The sequence below is a fragment of the Pseudaminobacter sp. Soil_N_29 genome (assembly GCF_057656055.1).
In genome coordinates this window covers 450,788-468,232 of sequence record NZ_JBDGLC010000001.1, presented here as the reverse complement: position 1 = coordinate 468,232, position 17,445 = coordinate 450,788, and the positions used below count along the sequence as shown (strand labels likewise).

The following is a 17,445-nucleotide window of genomic DNA, read 5'->3' as shown; positions in this document are numbered from 1 at the left end:
CGCGGCTGCGCCGAGACTACCCGTTCATGGCGGCTTCCAGAAACCGCTGCGCCAGCACGCGGCTATCGCGATGTTCGAGAAGCCAAGAGCGGCCTCTGGCGCCAAGACCGGCCCGCTCCTGCGGTGACATCTCCAGCATGGCCGACAGCGCGAGCGCAATGGCTTCAGGGTCTTCGGGTGGGCAGACGAGGCCCGACCCGCTGAGCTCGACCGGATTTTCCGGCGTGTCGATGGCGCAGACGATCGGCTTGCCGGCGAGCATGTAGTCGTTGAGCTTGTTGGGGCTTACGCCATGCCGGAACAACGGGCTTTTGCGTAATCCGATATAGGCGACATCGACGCGCTGCAGAAAGTCGGGCACCTGGGACTTCGCCACCGGATCGAGCAGCGCGAACCGATCACCCAGACCGAGCCCCTGCACATGGGCGCGCAGCGCCTCGGCATGCTGGCCATGGCCCGTCAGCAGCACGGCCAAGGCCTTGTCGTCGATGCGGGTCATGGCATCGGCGAGGTCGAACAAGGCATTGGCTTCGCCGATGCGACCGGCATAGCCGACGAGCATCCTGCCAAGGGCTCTTTGCCGCTCGATCTCGCGGATATGCCCCTGAGGTAGAGGAAGTTCCTCGTGCGCGGCCCCGAGGGGAATGCCGTTTGGCACATGGACGAACTTTTCGGGGGCCATGCCCCGGCCAACCATGTAGTCCCTGGCGTTCGGCAGCACGGAGACGACCGTGTCGGCGTGGCGGTAGGCGCGGTCCTCCGACCATTGCATCGCACGAATGAGAGGGTGTTTTGTCGAGGCCCGGCCCAACTCGATCAGCGTCAGAGGCCATAGATCGCGCACTTCGAACACGAGGCGGGCGCGCCAGCGGCGGGCGAGCCGCAGGGCGGCATGGATGGCAAAGGGGTGATGCGAGGAGCAGACGACGAGATCGGCCGGCCCGATCCGCGTGCACGCAAGCCAGCTGCGAAGCGAAAATGCGAGCAGGTTGAGCACGCGCAGGGCGGTTTGTTCGGGCCGGTAGGATGGCGTGGGAAGCCAGATGTAGCGGATCCCGTCGATGATTTCCTCGCCGCCGCGGCCGCGAGCAACGGGCTGTTGCGCACGAACGTGGGAAAAGCTGGCGCTGACGATCGTGACTTCGTGCCCCGCCCTTATCCATTCGCGGGCCAGATAATAGTGCCCATAGACCATGCCGTGCACGGGCGAGCCGGCGAAGTGAGCGAGCATCACGATCTTCATGACCCGACCCCCATGCGTTCGACCCAGCGGGCCAGGATGAAGACGCGAAAGAATTCCTGATGACCAAGCGCCGACCTGCCGGCGAGATAACGATCGAATTCGGCGGTCAGCGCAGTCTGATCCACCAGGTTGCGGAGTGCTGGCGGGAGGGCTCCGAAGGTCGAGCGGAACGCGGCAGCCATCGGTCCCCTGATCCAGGCGTCCTGATCGGTGGCGAAGCCGATCTTGTCGCGGCGGTCGATGATGGCTTGCGGTATTTGCCCCTCAACAGCGTGGCGTAGCAGCCTCTTCGTTCGCCCTCCGGCGAGCTTGAACTCCGACGGCAGGGCAACGCACCATTTCACAAGGCGATGATCGAGGAAGGGAGCGCGGGTTTCCACGCCGAAGGCGCGGGCATTCCGATCCTGGTATCGCAAGAGCGAGGGCAGGCTGAGCGCGGTGACATCCAGGATTTGTCGGTCCTGGATGCGGCCTGCACTCGGGCGAGGCGAAGGCAACGACCCGGCATCGGCAGGGGGCAGGAACGCAAGGGCTTTGCTTCGCGGCAGCAGCCGGCCGGACAGATGGCGCCTGCCGCTGCGCCAATCCCAGGTTCCGCGATCTCCCCGGAAAGCGAGGCCGAGAAGTTCGGCCAGGAAATGGTGATAACGGCCGGTCCGCAATAGCTCGCGAAGACGGAAGACGACGTATTTGCGGTATCCGCAGAGGATCTCGTCGGCGCCCTGGCCAACCAGCAGGACATCCACGCCCGTCTCGCGTGCCTTCGCCATCATAAGCCACTGGGCGAACACGCTGGAGGAGGCGAAAGGCTCTTCCTGATGCCAGATGAGCGCTTCGAGCGCGTCGGAAAAGGCTTTCGCAGTGGGTAGAACCGGGTGAGCGCGAGAGTCGGTGCGATCGCTGACCATCCGGGCCCAGTGGCGTTCGTCCAGCTTCGGGCTTTCCGAGCCGGCCGTGAAGCAGTCCAGCGCGTCGCCAGCCTGCGCGCGCGCCTGGCAGACGATTGCCGATGAATCGAGACCGCCGGAAAGGCAGGCGCCGAGCCGGGCCGCGCGCCCCAGCCGCAGGCGCACCGCATCTTGCAAGAGATGAGAAAAGTGCTCGCAGGCTTCTGAAAACGTGGAGGGCAAGCCTTCTGGCGGATGGTCCTCCAGGCTCCAGAATTTTGCCGGCGTCACCTCGTCGGACGGGGAGTGAAGCACGGCATAGCTGCCTGGCGGAAACGACTTGATGCCTTCGAACAGCGTGTCGTCGGTGTGGTTCACGGCCGCGAGTTCCAGGAAATCCAAGGCCAAGGCCGCGTCCATCCGCGGCTTTTCGCGACAGGTGGCCAGCAGGCCCTTGATTTCCGAGGCGAACATCCAGCCCCCGGGGCAGCGCATATAGTGAAGCGGCTTGATGCCGAGCCTATCGCGCGAGAGCACGAAGCGTGCCTTGCGCTGGTCCCACAGCGCAAGCGCCCACGTGCCGTTGAACCGGCGGAAGCAATCGGTGCCCCAAGATTGGTAGGCCGCGATCACTACCTCGGCGCAGGTTCCCGTCAGGTCGCGCGCGCCCAGCGCCTCAAGCTCGCTACGCAACTCTGCGAGGTTGTAGATTTCGCCGTCGAATACGATCCAGCAGGAGCCGTCGGGCGAGGCCATCGGGTGAGGCAGTTCGGACTTGTCCAGAACAGACAGTCGCACGTGGCCCAAGGCGAGGAAATCGCCCGGCGCGGGCGGCGGTGGAGAGTGCCGGTCCATTCGTGGCCCCGTGCCGATGAGGGCATAGCCATCGGCGGAGCTCTCGTGGGCCTGGGCTGCGGTCATCTTGCCGATGCCGGAAAGGCTTTCGGGCTGATGGCTGAAAACGGCTGCGATCGAGCCCATGCGATACCTCGGAACGGGGCGCTTCCGGCGCGGATTTTCCAGACGGGGACGGGTAGCTGTGGATGGCCATGTTCAGGCCCTTCGCACGACGCGGGAAAGCCGATGACGTGCACGGCGTGCCGCCGAAACGAGATTCTGAAAATCTTTCTGATCAGGCGCGTAGCCACCGAAAATCTCTGCGGGCGGGAGGAGGACGGTTCGCGCCGATTGCGGGGAAGGGCCTCGAGGCGTCTCAATCCAGCGAAAATCCGGGCGCCCGCCGGCAGAGCGCAGGGGAGATTTTCGACAGGTCTCGAGAACCGGGGCAATGAGGCTATGGAAGGTCACTGCGTATTCGCGGCCCATCTGATGCGCCAGTTGCGGGGTTGCGGCCAGGCATATGTCCGCGAGTTTGGCGAGATTGGCCTCCAGAGCCGTCCAGAACTCGATCTCCCAATGCTGGAAATCCGTGTAGGAACAGGGCCAGGATTCTTCCGCATCGAAGACGACCCTCGGCCCGTGCAACTCGCCGCTGGCGACCGCTGCAAACAGGGTTTCAAATCCCGAGGCGATGACCATGTCGGGCGCGCCAAGGTTTTCGACGGCACCGAGAAGCGTTGCGTTGACGTTGACCAGGTCGGTGCAAAGGGACCGGAAGCGCTCCATCTCGCTTGCGGCGGCGATGTGCGCGCCGAGCCGTTCGTTGAGAACCCCAGCCGGCGCGGCCGAATAACCGACAAGGCTGGCAAGCAGGGCGCGCGCCACGGAATGGCGGCCTTGCCGCAGTTGCGAGGAGGATGGAAGCCAGCTGGCGTCGTGGCTGGTGCGGCTCACCTTGAGCAGAACGACGCCGTCGGTTTCGCGCTCGAGAGAGGTCCGAACGCCAGCCTCGCCCGGCTCGCCGCCGGCGGCGATGACGACCACTTCATGCGTTTCAGCGAGCGAGGCGGCGAAATGGCGGGCGCGCGGCGATGGGCAATCGCCGGAGGCCAGAAGATAGGCAACCGGGCGCTGGCGCGGCTTCGATGGCGAGGTGCCCGATCGCCTGTGGCCCTTCTCGACGAGCTTGGCGTCGATCAGGTCATCGACGCTGGAAACGAATGTTTCGGCCCAGTTTTTCGGATCGAGAATGATCTCTTCGCAAGAGCGCTCCGCCATGAGGCGCTGGGCGGAGTCGTCGCGAATGAAATCGATGGCCGCATCGATATTGGCAAGATCCTGACGAAGCGGGAAGAAGTGCCGTCCCGGCACGAAGATGCCGGAATATTCGCCGTCGTAGAGCATTTGCGCCGCACCAGCCGCGGCGGCTTCGAAATGGCGGGGAGCAATCTGGGCATAGTTCACATTTCCTTCGAATGCGTGCAGGAATTCGTCATGGGCGGTGCGATAATAGGCATGCGAGGTTGCGTCTTCGCCCTTGTGGCGGCGCTCATATTCGCCGCACCAGCGCGCCACGCTGCCGTCGAAGTCGAAGATGTTGGAGCCTGACTCGACGCCGAGCACCACGCCCGAACGCGCCAGAAAGCTCTCCCATTCGTCGCCTGAAAGACGGTCTTCCCAGCGGCTCGAAATGTCGAAGCGAATGCCGGGCACCGCGGACACGGCTTTGGCCATGTCGTAGCCGATGCCCCGCTTTTCGTAGCCGAGCCGCCCGAAGGCGAGGGGCTGGATCGAGCCGCGGTAGCTGAGCTGGATGTCGCGCTTGTGCGCGGGAAAGCCGCCGCGCATTTCCGGCGAGACATAGCCGGTCAGCACCTGCTGCAACGTGCATTGTCCTATGAGCGAGCGGGGATAGACCTTTTCCTGCTCGGCGGCCGGCAGACAGGTCAAGACGATGTCGAAGCCTTTTTCCCTGACCAGCCGGGGCAGGAGGCCGGCCAGAACCTGCTCGTCCTGCTTCATCAGAACCTTGACGCCGTCGAACGCGGGCAAGCGCGTTTTCAACCCGATGTCGAGCACATCGAGAGATGCCGGGGAATAGCTGATGGTGGGGTGAATGACGACGCCGTCGAATTCGTCGAAATCCAGCGCCTGAGGCAGGCGCATGGCCCCGGCGCGGCCAGGCCAAAGGTTCAGGAGGATGATTTCATGCCGGCTGAGCGCCTGCCACGCCGCGATGCCCTGAGGAATGGCGCCAATTCCGTTCGGGTCGAAATACGCGACCAGCAGGAGCCGTGCGTCCCGCTTTCCGAACGGCCTTGAGCCGAAAACAGGCTTGGGTCGCATGAAATTCCCTCAAGTAGATCGGAAAGGAACTCGTTACCGCAAGGCCGATAGTCTGTTTCTAGCGCATTCCAGGCTTCATGTTTGTTGATGTGTAGTGATGTTTTATCAACGCTGTTTTCGCCCGACTTATACTTCGTCTCCGAATGTTCCGCAAATGAGGCACTTGGAGCGCGCGAATGGAAACGACGAGCAAACTGAAACTGCCGATGATAATGCCAAGCCAGGCGCAGAAGCATGTCACGCACAATGAAGCGCTGGCACTTATAGACACGCTGATGCACCTGGCCGTCCTGGACGACCACCGCAACATGCCACCTGCCGCGGCGAATGTTGGCGACCTGCATATCGTGGCGGCGTCGCCATCGGGCGAGTGGGCGGGCAAGGCCGGCATGGTGGCCTGCTTCGAGGGAGAGGATTGGAGCTTCCTGACACCCGTGGAAGGATGGCGCGCCTGGGTGCGCGACATGGGCGAGCTGAAAGTATACGAAGCTGAGGGTTGGACATCCGTGTCTGCTACAACCAGCAGCGGGATGCTTGGCATCAACACCACACCCGACGAGGTCAATCGGCTGGCCGTGAAGTCCGACGGTGTCCTGTTCTCCCATGATGATCTCACCCCCGGCTCCGGCAATGCGCGCCTCCAGATCAACCGCGCCCGAGCGGCGGCCAGCGCCCATGTGGTCTTTTCCGACAACTGGACGGGACGGGCCGAGGCGGGGCTGGTCGGCGACAACTTGTTCCGCATCAAGGTAAGTCCCGACGGAAGCCAGTTTTCCACGGCACTTTCCATCAGCACGACCGACGGCTCCGTAGGCATCAACACCGAGCCGAACGGGGCCGACCGGCTTGCCGTGCGAGACGACAAGGCCGGTATAAGCCAGTTCTCGGTCGCCAATATGCATGCTGATAGCGCGGCCTCGGCCGCGTTCAGGTTGCTCGCCGCCAACAACAACTATTTCAATTTTCAGCTCTACGGCAGCGGCACGATGTATGCCTATACAGGTGCGACCATGATCCTGGGCACCTATGCCGACAAGCAATTGAGGTTGCGTACCAACACCACCGACCGGATGTACATATTCGGTGACGGACGCATCAGCATCAACACCGGCGCGGCCAGCGCGCAGCTCGCGGTCAATGGGGCGGTGCGAGTGGGCACCTGGAGCAAGAACGCGCTGCCCAGCGCCAGCGCAAACGGCGCCGGCTCGCTGATCTATGTGAGCGATGCGGCGGGCGGCGCGGTGATTGCCTTCAGCGACGGAAGCAACTGGCGCCGCGTTACCGATCGCAATTTGGTGGATTCACCAGCGTGAGTTTGCCTGCGCAGAAGCTGCCAGGGTTTCCGTGAGGGCCGCAAAAGCCGAATGCGAGCCGATGAAATTTCGGCTCGCAGAAAGCAAATTTGAAAATATATTCTGCGTCGAGGGAAGATTATTATCGGGAACTGGCGGTCCACTGCAGCTGGGGCGTGACTTCGTTGTGGGGGCGAAGCGATTATGAAGGAACTTGCTGGAGGCCAATGCTGTAGCCCGGATCTGGCGCTCGCTCCAAAAAACATACTGATCTTCTACGACGAAAAATTCACGTTCATAAAGACGGTAGAGGAACACCTTCGAGCCTTCAAAAGCCATTCCCGCAACAATTGTTTCTTTGCTCCGGCGACCGTGCTGGGTGACCCGCGAGAGGGGAGATATACGGAAACCGGGCCGCTGGAACTGAGCGGCGGCAAGCGCGCTGTCTGGAACCTGGACCATTTCGACGCGGTGATCGTCCACTATTCGGTCCGGCTTTCCATCGAAGGCTACATCGCGCCCCAGATCGCCAGCCGCATAAGGGATTTCGACGGCGAGAAGATACTCTTCATCCAGGACGAATATGAGGGCGTGGATTGCGCGAGGAAGAGCATAGAGTATCTGGGCATAGGCACGATTTATACCTGCGTGCCTGAACATGGCCGTGAGCTGGTCTATCCGCGCTCGCTGTTTCCCAGCGTGGAATTCATCCAGACCCTGACCGGCTTCGTTCCCGACGAGCCGGGGCTTGAGCGCCATGCCATGCCGCTGCTGGAGCGGAAGACGCTGATCGGCTATCGCGGCCGGCGTCTGCCCCACCATTATGGCCGCCTGGGGCACGAAAAATTCATCATCGGCGAGAGGGTGAAGGCGGAGGCGCACAAGCGCGGCCTGCCGGTGGACATAGAGTGCGATGATGCCAAACGGATCTATGGCTCGTGGTACAAGTTTCTCGGCTCCTGCCGGGCGACGCTGGGCACGGAATCTGGAAGCAACATCTTCGACTTCGATAATTCACTGCGCGAGAAGGCGGCGGAATTGGCGCACCAGCCTTTCGACGAGGTCTACGACGAGCATTTCAGGAAGCATGACGACTTCGTGGAGATGGGGCAGATCTCGCCGAAATTCTTCGAGGCAATTCGCCTTCGCACCGCGCTGGTCTGCTTTCCAGGTTCGTATTCGGGCGTGCTGGAGCCGGACAGGCACTATATCCCGCTCGAGCGCGATTTCTCGAACATCGACGCCGTTTTCGAGAAGCTTGCGGATGTCGATTTTCTGGAAGAGCTGACTGCAACGGCATATCGCGACGTCATCGAAAGCGAAAAGTACAGCTACAAGTCGTTCGTTGCGTCGTTCGATGATTGGCTGGACCGAAAAGTCCCAGCGCCGCGAGCGGAAATCATTTCCTTGCCGATCGCCGTTCGTCGCGGCGCGTCCGTCGAGCCTTTGAGGCATAATTATCCTGCCGACTATCTCCTGAGTGACCATGTTCTGGGTGGAGACTGGCAGCGCGAGAGATTTCAAGGCCTGTTCGCAAAGGAAGCTTTGGTGTTTGAACCGAGCGGTCTTGCGTGGATCAACCGCGCACAGCTTGAACACGGCGCCAGCATCGCGGCTTCGTCGCCGTTTCACGGCGCGCCGCACGATGCGGAAAGCCTGCTGCGCCCTTTCGTGCCGGGAGACTATGCGGCTGTCCTCGACACTGCGCCGCTGCCGCATTTCGTGGAACTCGACCTGGGCGCGGAGCGCCTGCTGGAGGGCGCCTATCTGCGTTGGTACGGCACGGCCAATCACGGGGTCGACTATCGGATAGAGGTCCGTGCCGAGGCCGGGGGTTGGAGGCGGCTGTTCAACTCATGGAGGCCGGCTCTAGAAGTGCGGGACAATGCCGCGGTGGAGCAGAGCCATCACTTTCCGTCAGTACGCGCGCGACACGTGAGGCTGACCGTGACGAAGCTTGCGGGGCAGCAGCGCCTGCTGCTGCGAAGGTTCGAGCTCTATGAGCGGCAAACTGCCGGTAGCAGTTTCGACCGTTCATAAGGGTTCCATCGAACTCCGCGCCAGACGCTGGTCTGTCCGCTCGATGGAAATGTTGCGGATGGCTGCATAACAGATGTCGTCGTCGGACCTGACGGTCAGCTCCGAGCGTCCGCCCGCTGCGACATACTCGAGCTCGGTTGCTGGCGAAGAGCCGTCGAAGGGCGTGCATGTGCCGTCGACACACAGTTCCGCGCCGTGCTCGCAGCCGGCCTGGACGGCAGCAACGGTGAGGCGATATCTGCCGGCCGCCTGCTTCCAATAGGTGCCGGCAGGCCGCCAGCCATTGCCGGCGGTATTGTCGCCGATATAGCCGAGTTGGGAGTTGCCGGAGGCGGCCTCCCTTTCCGACAGATCGAAATCCGTTCGCACCCAGCCTTCGCCGTCCACGACGATATCGACATCCTCTATCTTCATGGGCAGGAGCGTGTCGTAGCTGGTTTCCTGGCGGCTGAAAAACCAGGTGGCCACATCGTTTCGCAGCGGATGGACGTTCGCGTAGCCGCGCTCGCGGATCTCCGCGATCGAAAGATAGGACGTGAGGTCCTCCCTGTCGCGAAGATAGATGCTGCCATTGGAAACGTCCAAAAACACCCACTTGCCCCGGATCAAGACCTCAGAGGCAATGTGAGACAGCATTTCCCCCCGAAACGGGAAAAAGAACTGCACAATGCGCGTGGGGATGCCTAGCTCCGCCAGCAGCGTGTTGAAGGTGGCGACGTGATTGCCGCAAATGCCATATCCCAGTTCCAGGCACTGGGCAGCATTGGCGCCGGGTGTCTGGAAATTCGCGCCTTCGTTGCGCTTGAACAGCGAATATCGGCCGCTGGGGATCAGCGTCTGAACAACGTTCATCGCCTGCAGCGCGGCGTAGAAGGTCGCGGGGGTCTTGCCGGACGCATTGACCGCGCCATCGGCTTCCTGGCGGATGAGACAGGCGTAGCGCTTGACCGTGTCGGCATAATCGCAGGCGCGCTGTTGATGCCCCGGGTCCACATGGCCGCTTCCGGACATCGGCGTGACAAGAAGCGCAAACATCACGGCTGCGGCAAGCGTGACGGAAAAGCTCCGCCAAGGCGCAGAACGCAAAAACACTTGTACTCGCACTCGCATTCCAGCCCCCGCTTAGGAAATGCTAGGCGAGAGGCTTCCTGAAAACGACGTTTATTTCAAGATGTTTTGCCAGAAGTGGCGTGAGTTTTGCGAATATCTCCGGGTGATTTGCTGCAGTTGAATTCATGAAGAACTCGAAACTGGCCGCTGTGAGCCGAGAAAAGCTTCTCAGGTCGGCGAGCCCGGGCATGTTTTCAGGCAGCGTTTCGAGAAGGGCCCGCACGGCCGCCCCCTCATCCAGCGGCTGCAGGCGAGCCGTGCCGATGCCGCGATAGGTCGGCAGCACGGGCTGGTCGAGCAGATAGTCGAGGCCGAGCACGCGTTCGAAATGCAGGCGCAGCCCCCAGAGGTCGAAGCGTCTCACATGGACAAGATCATAGTCGCGATAATCGTAGTAGACTCGCATGTCTTCTTCGAGCGGAACGCGCGCCACCAGCACGCCTCCCGGCTTCAGCACGCGCACCATCTCTAGGGTGGCATTATAGAAGTCGAGCACATGTTCCAGGACATCGGTGGATACCACCATGTCGAAGGCACAATCCGGGTAGGGCAGGTCCTCGAGCTTGGCCAGCGCGACATGAATGCCGAGCCCCCGCGTTCGTTCGAGATAGCCTTGGCTGACGTCGACGCCATGGCGCTCGTGTTGCGGAAAGGACGAAAGCAGGCGACCGAGCCCGACGCCGGCATCGAGGATCACGTCTCCCGGCCTCAGATGGTCCTCGATGATGAGCCTTGTCGAGCCATCCAGCACGGCCCAGGTTTCCTCCGCGATGAAGGGATTGACCCCTTTTCGGTCCAGCGCGGCGAGATGGTCCGCGGCGATCTTTTCGTAGTTGAGCGTGTAGGCGTCCGGAGCAATGAAGGCCGGGATGCCGGACGCGACGGCAAGGGGCTCGCGAGTGAAGGGGACCGTCCGCCTAGCGTTCGACATATGGCCTCCTGCTTGGCCGGTCACCGCGGCGGCCGCGGAGCCAGGCAGCGGGTTCGGCCGGTGATGAAGACGGGCATCAGGCGGGCGCCCCTATCTCGCCGCGGGCCTCCTTCAGATGGGTGTAGCCTCCCGCGACGCCATCCTGGCGCCAGCGTTCGACCGAGCGGCGTGCGATCACATCGAGGTCGGTAAATTCAGGTTCGCCGAAATCGGCGACAAGCCGCGAGGGGTCGAGCAGGATCGACGCGGCGTCGTCGGGCCCGAGCGGCCGCAATTCGGGTTCGGGATAGTCGTTGAGCTTCATCGCCCTTACGACCGCGTCGTACAGTTCGCGAATGGCCACGTCCTTGCCCGACGAGAAGTGATAGGTGCCGTGGCCATCGCCATCGGCGGCGCGCACTACCACCTTGGCGAGATCCCCCGCATAGCAGAAGTCCCGGCGCGCCTCGGTGACGAAGCACTTCTGGCCTCGCGAAAGTCGGTCGTAGAAGATGGGCAGGGGGCCGGAGACGTTGCGCTCGCCGATGACATTGGCGAGGCGGAACGTGACCCAGTCGACACCGCTGTACTGGACGTAGTTTTCGCCGCAGGTCTTGGAGATGGCATAGGAGGAGTTGACCGGATTGATGGGGTGATGGAGCCGGATGGGCGAGGACGATGGCTTGACCCCATAGCAAAGGGCGGTCTGGAAATAGACGAGCCGTTGCACCGCATGATCCCGGCAGGCGCGCGCGATGTTGGCGGTGCCGACGGCATTGACCAGTGCGTCGGTATGCCAGTCGTCGGGGTCCTTGTACGAGGCGGCGGTGTGGATGACGACATCCGGCCTGAACGCCTCGAATTGCTGGGCAACGAGGTGGCTGTCGGTGATGGAGCCTTCCACGCAGATCAGGTTCGGATGGGCTGCGAGGTTGTCGCGCCTGCCGGTGGCGAAGTTGTCTATCGAAAGAACGGTGTCGCCGCGCGCCAGAAATATGTCGGACACCGTTGACCCGATCTGACCAAAGCCACCTGTCACAAGTACCTTCATGTTCAGTCGTCCCTTTCCTACGCTGCAGGTGCGGAGATTTCGTTCGACGAGATCATGGCGCGATAATGCGAGGCGCGATCGTGAAAAAGCTGGTGCCAGATTTCCAGGGACAGGAGGCCCCAGACCTTGCGCGAGAACGGCCCGCCCCGGGCAAAATTCGTGAGGATGGCGGCATTGTTGAAATAAGGCCGGCTCTTCGCTGCCTGGCTGGAGAAGATGTCATGGACGAAGTCGTGCAACGGGCCTGAAAGCCACTCCTTGAGCGGCACCGGGAAGCCCATCTTGTCGCGGCGGTCAACGACCATCTCCGGCAGGTGGGGGCGCGCGAACTCCTTCAGCAGATGCTTCATGCGGCCATCGGGAAACTTGATGTTTGCCGGGATCGTGGCCAGCAGTTCAACGAGCGGCCTGTCCAGCAGAGGCGCACGCGCCTCCAGCCCATGCCCCATCGACATGCGGTCTTCGACCTGGAGCAATGCTGGCAGCAGGCACTTGAAGTCGAAATGCGTCATGGAATCGAAGTAGGCCTCCTTGCGCACGTTGCGCGTGGAATTGAAGATGTTGCGGTAGCGCTCCATCACGCCAGAGAGGTCGAGGGCGGGCCAGTCGATTTCTTCAGTCATGTCGCCGGCCCTGTCGATGAGCCGGAAATAGCGCTCGTCCATCGGGCCGAAGAGATCCTCGGCGAAGAAGTGCCTCAGGAGAGGCTTGTATTCCTGCAGGACGACCAGATTGGAGATGATGGACTCCGGCGTAACCACGAAATTGCCGTTGCGGTGTGAGCCGTCTATGGCCGCCTTCAAGGCCTGTTCCAGATAGGCGATGAGATAGCGGGCGTAGCCGCCGAAAATCTCGTCTCCGCCCTGGCCGCCCAGCACGACCTTGACCTGTTTGGCGGCTGCCCGTGAGACGATGTATTGTGCGAACGCACCGGGGCCGGCCACAGGCTGGTCGAGGTGGTAGAGCACCTTGGCGATGGAATCGCGAAAATCGTCTGCGCCGATGGTGATCTCGTTCAGCTCGATGCCGGCGCCCTCGGCCGCGGCCCGGGCGAAACGGCTTTCGTCGTAAGCGGCGGCGTCGAGGAATTTGCCATGGAAGCCCGCGCCGGCCGAATTGGGATGCCTGGCGGAAAGAGCGCCGACGAGGCTGGAATCGAGACCACCGGAAAGATAGGTGCCGACCGGCACATTGGCTCGCATGTGATGCGCCATCGATTGGCTGAGGGCATCGGCCAGGCGCTCTTCGAAATAGCGGGGCGTGTGGTCGTAGTCTATTTCGTAGTGAATGTCCCAATAGCGCTCGACGATGACGCGGCCCTGGGCAGTCCTTAGCAGATGGCCGGGCAGCAGCGTATGAACGTGGCGGAACAGATTTTCGGGGCCGATCTGGTACTGAAAGGTCAGATATTCGGCGAGCGCTTCCGGACTGGTTTCGATCTCCGGAAGAAACGGCAGGAGGGATTTGATTTCCGACGCGAGATAGAGGACGCCGGCCAGCTCGGCGTAGTAGAGGGGCTTCATTCCGAACGGGTCGCGCGCGGCGAAGAATTCGCCCCCTTGCCACCGTATGTAGCTGAACATGCCGCGCAGGCGGTCGGGCGTGTTTGTGCCCCACCGCTCATGGGCCGCAAGGATGGTTTCAGCGCCGGAGCCGGAGCGGAAATCCCAACGACCGTGAAGCGCCTGTTGCAGTTCGGGATGGTTGTAGATTTCGCCGTCGAAGGTGATCACCGAGCCGTCGTGACCCGACATGGGCTGCGCGCCAGTTTCGGAGAGATCGTTGATCGCCAGCCGCCGATGTGCCAGCCCCGCGCGGCGTGACGGATCAATCCAGATGCCCTGTCCGTCGGGCCCACGGTGAGCGACCAGAGCGCTCATGACCCCGAGCCTGCGCTCCATGTCGGGTATCGCTTCGCCTTTCAGCGAGAGTATTCCAACAATCCCGCACATGGCTTCATGTGTCCCCCTGTAATAATTTGTATCGATATATTTTCAGAATGTCACGCGGCAGGGTGAAGGACGGAGTAGTTGCTATGGCGGGCAAGAAACGCCGAGACGTTTCTGTGGATCATTTTCTGTCCGGTGCTAGATTCCGTCTTCGTGACTTGCCGGCAGGACGGCAGGGCGAAACTCCCACTCGCTGCTGTGGATGAAGTCTGCCGTCAGCGCGCCCAGGCTGTCGGGAAGCGCGACTTCCACGGCGAAGCTTCTGCTGAGCAGATCGTAGCGCTCTGCGTGATTGGCATTCTCTATCGCGGTTTCATGCAGGACCGACACGCCCACGGTATAGACGCCGGGCCCGATCTGAAGCGGATTGAGGATCATTTCCACCCGCCTTCCTTCTTGCGGCTTGGCGACGAAGCGATCGGGCGGGCTGTACATCCGGGCTATGCAACGACCCTGGAGATCATGGACGGCAAGGCCGTAGGTGCATCTGAATTCGCCGGCCTCTTGCGCTTCCAGAAACAGGCTCACCCGAGCCGGTTGGAGACAGACCAGCCGTGAGGTCGGGCCTTGGGGACCGCTGAAAGCAGCTCCGACCACAATGAGCCCGCCGGTGCCCGCCCAGCGCGAAATGCCGCCGGGGGCGACGTTGCGCAATTCGCGACCGTCGCTGTCGGGCACGGGTGAAGGGCCGACCTCTTCGCCGTGCGGGCGAAACATCGGCTGCTGCATGAGGAAAGTTCGCGACGGCGTGACCGCAAACGGAGAGACAGAGGCGGGCGGGGTCGGTGCCACCATCGGTTCGGCAGTTGGCGTGGCCGCCTTGTTGCGGCGCCTGGACGCAAGCGGGTCGCCGGTTCCGGGCATCGCCCCATACATGGCTTCCTCATAGGCCTTCACGATGGGAAATGCCTCGCCCGACGCTCGGATCCGGCCGCCATCAAGCCAGATGACGCGGTCGCAGAGTTCCAGCACCTGCGACATCGCATGGGAGACAAGCAGCAGCGTGCAGCCCGTCGCAACGAGGGCCTCCACGCGGCGCTTCGACTTGGCGAGGAAGTAGGCGTCGCCTGCGCCAAGCACTTCGTCGATGATGAGAACCTCGGGCCTGATGGCCGTGGCCGTGGCGAACATCAGCCGGGATTGCATGCCGCTGGAATAGGTCTTGAACGGAAGGTCGAGAAAGGGCCCGAGTTCGCAAAACTCCACCACATCCTCGAAAGCCGCCTTGAGCTCGCTGTCGGAGAGGCCGTTATATTGGAGCGAGGCCCTGATGTTGTCGCGGCCGGAATAGTCGGGGTGGAAGCCCTGGCCCAGTGTCATCAGCGCCTGAACGCTGCCGTTCACCCTCACGGAGCCGCTGGTTGCCCTGTAGTTGCCGGCAATGAGCTTGAGCAGCGTCGTCTTGCCGGCGCCGTTGCGCCCGATGAGACCCACGCGCTGACCGCGAGGTACCGTGAATGTCACATCGTCGAGGGCGAGGAAATCTTCGGCCTGGCTCTTGCCGCCGAAGAGGCGTGAAAGGCCGGTTGCTTCGAACAGAAGCTGCCTGGGGCTGCCCGCCAGGCGGTAACGCTTGGAAACGCTTTCGAACGCGATGGCGACTTCGGTGGAGGCCCCCAAGCCACTGTCCATCACGCATAATCCACAAAGATGAAGCGGGCTCGCCGGAAAAAGGCAAGGCCGGCAACGAAGCTTCCGATGCCAAGCACCAGCGCCCCCACGAACGCCGAAAGCGGCGGCCAGGTGCCCAGCGCAAGCGGTGCCTGAAGGCACAGGATGAAGTAGCTCATGGGATTGAGCAGCAGGATGAACTTCAATCCGGGCGGGACCATATCTGGGGTAAAGGCCATCGGGCTTAGAACCATGACGGCCATGTTGATGATGCCCACTGCCTGGGCGATGTCCCTCACAAGCAGCGACAGAAGCGAAAGAACCCAGACCAGCCCCATCATGAACATGATGAGCAGCACCCAGGTCAGAGGCACGACGACGAGGGCGGCGGGCGAGGCGGCACCCGTCAACAGCGCCGCGAGCGATGTGACGGACAGTGCCCCGAGAGCCGGCACCTGGCTTGCCAGAACGGCGCGCGGCGGCAGCAATTCGGCCGGGAAGACGGTGTTCAGCAACAGGCCTCGTTGCCCGGTGAGGACGCTGACGCCTGCGCCGAGGCTCTCTCCGAAAACGATTATCGCGCAGAGGCCCGTCATCACCAGGATGGTGTAGTGCTCCGTTGTGAGGTTCGGCAGGCGGACCTTGAAGACGACCACATAGATCGTTGCGTAGAAGGCCAGAAGCGCCACGGGATAGAGGATTGCCCAGAGGCTGCCGAAGTACGAGCCTGCATAACGCTGTCGAACGTCATGGCGCGCGGAGTGAAACAGCCTGACGCCGTAGGTTTTCCACCAAGTCATGCTGCGCTTCAACATATAACTAGGTCCTGGAACCCAAAGTCACAGTGGTGATCTAATTTCTAGCATTCCAATTCGAGAGGATAGATTTGATAGCGGCGGTTTTTTTCTAGGCTGGATAGGGTTTCGTTGCAAGATTGGCTCGGAAGTAGCCCGGCTGCCGCGTCCCGGGCTCATCCGGCTTCAAGAAAGGCGGCGATTTCCGCAACCACGCGCTCGGCGGCGCGGCCGTCGCCATATTCATCGATTTCACGGCGAGGGGCATAGTCCGGAACCGACCAGAGCCTGTTCCAGCCGTGCGCTATCGTCTCGACCCACTCGGTCTCGTCGCGCAGGGTGACGCACGGCTTTCGATGGAAATAGGCTTCCTTCTGAAGTCCGCCGGAATCGGTGAAAACCTGCGCGGCGCCGGCGAGCAACTGGTGGATATCGAAATATCCCACCGGATCAACGAGCCTGATGCGCTTCGGGGCTATGCCGTGCATCTCCATGGCGGCTCTGGTTCTCGGATGAACCGGAAAGATCACAGGGCGTTCGACCGCGTGTTCTTCGAGATAGGAAATGGCCCGTCGCAGCGCGGCGGCGTCGGCCGTGTTCTCGGCGCGATGAACGGTCGCCAGCGAGTATTCGCCCTCGTCCAGCGCCAACCGGGCGAGAATGCTGGAATGCGATCTTGAGCGTTCGCGCGCAAACAGCGTGGCATCGAACATGACGTCGCCGACATTCCGGATTTCAGCCGTGATGCCCTCGTGGCGGAGATTGTCCACCGCCGTGCTGGTCGGGCAGAGGAGCAGCGAGCTCACCCGGTCGGCCAGGACGCGGTTGATCTCTTCCGGCATTCGCATATTGAACGAGCGCAGGCCCGCTTCGACATGGATGACCGGGATATGCAGTTTGGCGGCGGCCAGAGCGCCGGCCAGCGTGCTGTTGGTGTCACCATAAACCACAACTGCGGACGGGCCTTCGGCCACAAGCACCGCTTCGATGGCCTCCAGCATGCGCCCGGTCATCTGGCCGTGTTTGCCTCCGGAAACATGCAGGCGGAAGGCGGGCTCGGGAATGTCGAGGTCGCGGAAGAAAGCTTCCGACATGTTGTCGTCGAAGTGCTGCCCGGTGTGGAGTATTTTTTCCGAGAGATTGCCGGCGCGGCCGATGGCGCGGGTGACTGCGGCGGCCTTGATGAATTGAGGCCGCGCGCCGACGATGGAAATGATGGTTGACCGCATGAAATATTCGCCTCTGTGTGGGTGCAGCTGCGGCGTCGCGATGCATATTTAAACATGAGTATTTATTGATCTGGCGAATTGCAAATTCGCATAACTTTCGTTCTCTTCAATATTCGCGTTTATATTTGTTTCACATGCGCGGG

General features: G+C 62.0%; 13 protein-coding genes. 2 read left to right on the top strand and 11 right to left on the bottom strand.

The window, feature by feature from the left end:
• Nucleotides 1-16 precede the first annotated feature (16 nt).
• The 3 genes from AC3A4H_RS02195 to AC3A4H_RS02185 form a co-directional block, all read right to left on the bottom strand.
• Nucleotides 17-1,243 carry a glycosyltransferase family 4 protein gene (locus AC3A4H_RS02195; protein ID WP_487765225.1) on the bottom strand — a complete coding sequence of 409 codons (1,227 nt, stop codon included), beginning with the start codon at nucleotides 1,241-1,243 and terminating at the stop codon, nucleotides 17-19.
• A complete protein-coding gene (gene asnB / locus AC3A4H_RS02190) occupies nucleotides 1,240-3,111 on the bottom strand; it encodes an asparagine synthase (glutamine-hydrolyzing) (protein WP_487765224.1) in 1,872 nt (623 codons plus the stop codon). The genes AC3A4H_RS02195 and asnB (AC3A4H_RS02190) overlap by 4 nt, the downstream gene beginning before the upstream one ends.
• 72 nt (nucleotides 3,112-3,183) lie before the next feature.
• Nucleotides 3,184-5,316: a hypothetical protein gene (locus AC3A4H_RS02185; protein WP_487765223.1), complete on the bottom strand. Its 2,133-nt coding sequence runs from the start codon at nucleotides 5,314-5,316 to the stop codon at nucleotides 3,184-3,186.
• A 176-nt stretch (nucleotides 5,317-5,492) separates the two neighbouring features.
• On the opposite strand from AC3A4H_RS02185, the gene AC3A4H_RS02180 reads away from it, so the two are divergent.
• Nucleotides 5,493-6,629 (top strand): DUF2793 domain-containing protein, encoded by a 1,137-nt coding sequence (locus tag AC3A4H_RS02180; RefSeq protein WP_487765222.1) that lies wholly within the window; start codon nucleotides 5,493-5,495, stop codon nucleotides 6,627-6,629.
• On the opposite strand, the gene AC3A4H_RS02175 is transcribed toward AC3A4H_RS02180, so the two are convergent.
• Nucleotides 6,618-6,947, bottom strand: a complete 330-nt coding sequence (locus AC3A4H_RS02175) for a hypothetical protein (RefSeq protein WP_487765221.1) — start codon at nucleotides 6,945-6,947, stop codon at nucleotides 6,618-6,620. The genes AC3A4H_RS02180 and AC3A4H_RS02175 overlap by 12 nt on opposite strands.
• A 33-nt stretch (nucleotides 6,948-6,980) precedes the next feature.
• Between AC3A4H_RS02175 and AC3A4H_RS02170 the strand changes: the two genes are divergently transcribed.
• The gene (locus AC3A4H_RS02170) at nucleotides 6,981-8,648 is read left to right on the top strand and encodes a discoidin domain-containing protein (protein ID WP_487765220.1); all 1,668 of its coding nucleotides are present in this window, start codon (nucleotides 6,981-6,983) and stop codon (nucleotides 8,646-8,648) included.
• On the opposite strand, the gene AC3A4H_RS02165 is transcribed toward AC3A4H_RS02170, so the two are convergent.
• The 7 genes from AC3A4H_RS02165 to wecB all read right to left on the bottom strand — a co-directional run bounded on the left by AC3A4H_RS02165 (nucleotide 8,643) and on the right by wecB (nucleotide 17,302).
• Nucleotides 8,643-9,683 (bottom strand): transglutaminase-like domain-containing protein, encoded by a 1,041-nt coding sequence (locus AC3A4H_RS02165; protein ID WP_487765219.1) that lies wholly within the window; start codon nucleotides 9,681-9,683, stop codon nucleotides 8,643-8,645. The two genes, AC3A4H_RS02170 and AC3A4H_RS02165, sit on opposite strands and share 6 nt — an antisense overlap.
• A gap of 97 nt (nucleotides 9,684-9,780) precedes the next feature.
• Nucleotides 9,781-10,689, bottom strand: a complete 909-nt coding sequence (locus AC3A4H_RS02160) for a class I SAM-dependent methyltransferase (protein ID WP_487765218.1) — start codon at nucleotides 10,687-10,689, stop codon at nucleotides 9,781-9,783.
• Nucleotides 10,690-10,765: 76 nt separating this feature from the next.
• Nucleotides 10,766-11,719: an NAD-dependent epimerase/dehydratase family protein gene (locus AC3A4H_RS02155; RefSeq protein WP_487765217.1), complete on the bottom strand. Its 954-nt coding sequence runs from the start codon at nucleotides 11,717-11,719 to the stop codon at nucleotides 10,766-10,768.
• Between the two features lie 17 nt (nucleotides 11,720-11,736).
• Nucleotides 11,737-13,671, bottom strand: a complete 1,935-nt coding sequence (gene asnB, locus AC3A4H_RS02150; protein ID WP_487765216.1) for an asparagine synthase (glutamine-hydrolyzing) — start codon at nucleotides 13,669-13,671, stop codon at nucleotides 11,737-11,739.
• A 135-nt stretch (nucleotides 13,672-13,806) separates the two neighbouring features.
• Nucleotides 13,807-15,300: an ABC transporter ATP-binding protein gene (locus AC3A4H_RS02145; RefSeq protein ID WP_487765215.1), complete on the bottom strand. Its 1,494-nt coding sequence runs from the start codon at nucleotides 15,298-15,300 to the stop codon at nucleotides 13,807-13,809.
• Complete coding sequence (locus tag AC3A4H_RS02140) at nucleotides 15,300-16,079, bottom strand: ABC transporter permease (RefSeq protein ID WP_487765214.1); 780 nt, start codon at nucleotides 16,077-16,079, stop codon at nucleotides 15,300-15,302. Before AC3A4H_RS02140 ends, AC3A4H_RS02145 begins: the two co-directional genes overlap by 1 nt.
• Nucleotides 16,080-16,249: 170 nt before the next feature.
• A complete protein-coding gene (gene wecB, locus AC3A4H_RS02135; protein ID WP_487765213.1) occupies nucleotides 16,250-17,302 on the bottom strand; it encodes a non-hydrolyzing UDP-N-acetylglucosamine 2-epimerase in 1,053 nt (350 codons plus the stop codon).
• Nucleotides 17,303-17,445 lie beyond the last annotated feature (143 nt).

What these genes read in the sequence shown, in the direction of transcription:
- AC3A4H_RS02185 (WP_487765223.1), bottom strand. Translation starts at nt 5,316, where the DNA reads ATGCGACCCAAGCCTGTTTTCGGCTCAAGGCCGTTCGGAAAGCGGGAC.
- AC3A4H_RS02165 (WP_487765219.1), bottom strand. Translation starts at nt 9,683, where the DNA reads ATGTTTGCGCTTCTTGTCACGCCGATGTCCGGAAGCGGCCATGTGGAC.
- AC3A4H_RS02160 (WP_487765218.1), bottom strand. Translation starts at nt 10,689, where the DNA reads ATGTCGAACGCTAGGCGGACGGTCCCCTTCACTCGCGAGCCCCTTGCC.
- asnB (WP_487765224.1), bottom strand. Translation starts at nt 3,111, where the DNA reads ATGGGCTCGATCGCAGCCGTTTTCAGCCATCAGCCCGAAAGCCTTTCC.
- AC3A4H_RS02175 (WP_487765221.1), bottom strand. Translation starts at nt 6,947, where the DNA reads ATGGCTTTTGAAGGCTCGAAGGTGTTCCTCTACCGTCTTTATGAACGT.
- asnB (WP_487765216.1), bottom strand. Translation starts at nt 13,671, where the DNA reads ATGTGCGGGATTGTTGGAATACTCTCGCTGAAAGGCGAAGCGATACCC.
- AC3A4H_RS02155 (WP_487765217.1), bottom strand. Translation starts at nt 11,719, where the DNA reads ATGAAGGTACTTGTGACAGGTGGCTTTGGTCAGATCGGGTCAACGGTG.
- AC3A4H_RS02145 (WP_487765215.1), bottom strand. Translation starts at nt 15,300, where the DNA reads ATGGACAGTGGCTTGGGGGCCTCCACCGAAGTCGCCATCGCGTTCGAA.
- AC3A4H_RS02180 (WP_487765222.1), top strand. Translation starts at nt 5,493, where the DNA reads ATGGAAACGACGAGCAAACTGAAACTGCCGATGATAATGCCAAGCCAG.
- wecB (WP_487765213.1), bottom strand. Translation starts at nt 17,302, where the DNA reads ATGCGGTCAACCATCATTTCCATCGTCGGCGCGCGGCCTCAATTCATC.
- AC3A4H_RS02140 (WP_487765214.1), bottom strand. Translation starts at nt 16,079, where the DNA reads ATGACTTGGTGGAAAACCTACGGCGTCAGGCTGTTTCACTCCGCGCGC.
- AC3A4H_RS02195 (WP_487765225.1), bottom strand. Translation starts at nt 1,243, where the DNA reads ATGAAGATCGTGATGCTCGCTCACTTCGCCGGCTCGCCCGTGCACGGC.